At 72.9% G+C, this 1,990-nt stretch carries 2 protein-coding genes and 2 pseudogenes; all 4 read right to left on the reverse strand.

Going from position 1 to position 1,990, the window contains the following annotated elements:
- Nucleotides 1-251, reverse strand: a pseudogene (locus tag GH736_RS21935) (N-acetylglucosamine-6-phosphate deacetylase); the annotation flags it as partial.
- The gene (locus tag GH736_RS21940; RefSeq protein WP_159607068.1) at nt 252-1,037 is read right to left on the reverse strand and encodes a DeoR/GlpR family DNA-binding transcription regulator; all 786 of its coding nucleotides are present in this window, start codon (nt 1,035-1,037) and stop codon (nt 252-254) included.
- Complete coding sequence (locus tag GH736_RS21945; RefSeq protein WP_235934630.1) at nt 1,034-1,810, reverse strand: class II fructose-bisphosphate aldolase; 777 nt, start codon at nt 1,808-1,810, stop codon at nt 1,034-1,036. The genes GH736_RS21940 and GH736_RS21945 overlap by 4 nt, the downstream gene beginning before the upstream one ends.
- Nucleotides 1,791-1,990 (reverse strand): annotated as a pseudogene (locus tag GH736_RS24750) (hypothetical protein); the annotation flags it as partial. The gene GH736_RS21945 and the pseudogene GH736_RS24750, both read right to left, overlap by 20 nt.

The raw sequence follows: 1,990 nt of genomic DNA on the forward strand, positions 1-1,990 counted from the left end.
GCGATCGCGTCGGCGCCCTCCTCGAACGACGCGCCGCCGGCGCCGTGGCAGTGCAGGTCGATGAAACCGGGCACGAGCGTGCGGCCCGCGGCATCCGTCACCGAGGCATCCGCGTCGATCGCGTCGCGCCAGTCGGCGCCCATGCCGCGTGCCGCGACCCGGTCGCCCTCGAAACGGACCCAGGCGTCGGTGACCGTGTCGTGGCCGCTGACGAGGCGGGCGGAGTGGATGACGGTGGTGGGGGTGCTCACCTACGCAACGATAACGTCGTACCCGCCGTCGGTGAGGCGCTGGCGCTGGTCGGCGGTCGCGGCGGAATCGGTGATGATCGTCGAGAACAGGCGCCGGTGCCCGATTGCCGCGAACGCGCGCTTGTCGATCTTCGACGCGTCGGCGACGAGGACCGCGTGGGTGGCCCGCGACGCCATGAGCGCGTTCACGGCCGCCTCGCGCTCGTCGTGCGAGGTCGGGCCGATGGCCGGGTCGACGCCGTTCACGCCGATGAACGCGACATCGAGGGTGATGCTGCCGAGCACCGCGTCGGCGTACGAGCCGACGAGCTCGTACGACCGGGCGTGCACCACGCCGCCGGTGACGACGGTCTTGATCTGGGGGCGCATGGCCAGCTGCATCGCGATGTTGATGGCGTTGGTCACCACGGTGAGGCTCGGCTCGTGCGAGGGCTCCATGATGTCGGCGCGCGACATCAGCGCGTCGGCGATGGCCGTGGCCGTCGTGCCGCCGCACAGCCCGATCACCGCGCCGCGCGGCACCAGGGCGCTCGCCGCCTGGGCGATCGCCGCCTTCGCGGCGGGGTTCTGCTGGTTCTTGTAGCGGATGGGCAGGTCGTAGGCGACGGAGTGCGCCACCGCACCGCCGCGCGTGCGGGTGAGCAGCTGCTGCTGCGCCAACGCGTCGAGGTCGCGGCGCGCGGTCGCGGGGGAGACGTCGAGGCGGTCGACGATCTGGTCGACCTCGACCTGGCCGGCCTCGGCCAGCAGGTCGAGCACGGCGCTGAGGCGTTCGGCGCGGTTCATCCGGTCTCCTTGGAGGTCGAGGCGAACAGGGTCAGCAGTCGTGCCGCCTCTGAACGCACGGCCGCACGGCCCGCAGCGACGTACGAGCGCGAGTCTACGGCCGCGGGGTGCGCGGCGAGGTACTCCCGCACGGCTCCGGTGAACGCCGCGTTCAGGTGGGTGGACACGTTGATCTTCGTCAGGCCCGATCGGATGCCGCGCACGATCGTCTCGTCGGGCACCCCCGACGACCCGTGCAGCACGAGCGGCACCGGCACCGCCGCGGCCAGCCGGGCGACGAGGTCGAGGTCGATCGCCGCGGTCCGCTCGGTCATCGCGTGCGAGGAGCCCACGGCGACCGCGAGGGCGTCCACGCCGGTCTCGGCCACGAACCGGGCGGCCTCCTCGGGGTCGGTGCGCACGCCGGGGGCATGGGCGCCGTCCTTGCCCCCGATCTCGCCGAGTTCCGCCTCGACGAGCACGCCCGCGGCATCCGCTCGCTCGACCACCCGGCGGGTCGTCGCCACGTTCTCCGCGAAGTCGAGCTTCGCACCGTCGTACATGACCGACCCGAAGCCGCGGTCGATCGCGAGCAGCGCCAGTTCGGCGTCCTCGGCGTGGTCGAGGTGCACCGCGACCCGCGCCGACGACGCCTCGGCGACGGCGAGCGTCGCGAGGGCGATCGGGGCGAAGGCGCCGTGGTAGCGCACGCAGTTCTCGGAGAGCTGCAGGATCACGGGGAGCCCGGCGTCCTCCGCGGCGCCCGCGAGCGCCTCAGCGGTCTCGAGGTGCACGACGTTGAATGCGCCGACGCCGCGGCCCGCGGTCCTGGCCTCGTCGAGGCCGCCGCAACGCGGTCCGCGGCGAGCTGCGGATGAGCTGCTGTACCTGCTCGTTCACGTCCCAGACGTTGACCTTCATGCCTGCGACGACCCGGTCGTCGGCCAGCCAGAAGGCGATGAACTCGCGCGCCG

It is taken from the genome of Agromyces humi, assembly GCF_009720255.1.
Lineage (GTDB): Bacteria > Actinomycetota > Actinomycetes > Actinomycetales > Microbacteriaceae > Agromyces > Agromyces humi.

What these genes read in the sequence shown, in the direction of transcription:
- GH736_RS21940 (WP_159607068.1), bottom strand. Translation starts at nt 1,037, where the DNA reads ATGAACCGCGCCGAACGCCTCAGCGCCGTGCTCGACCTGCTGGCCGAG.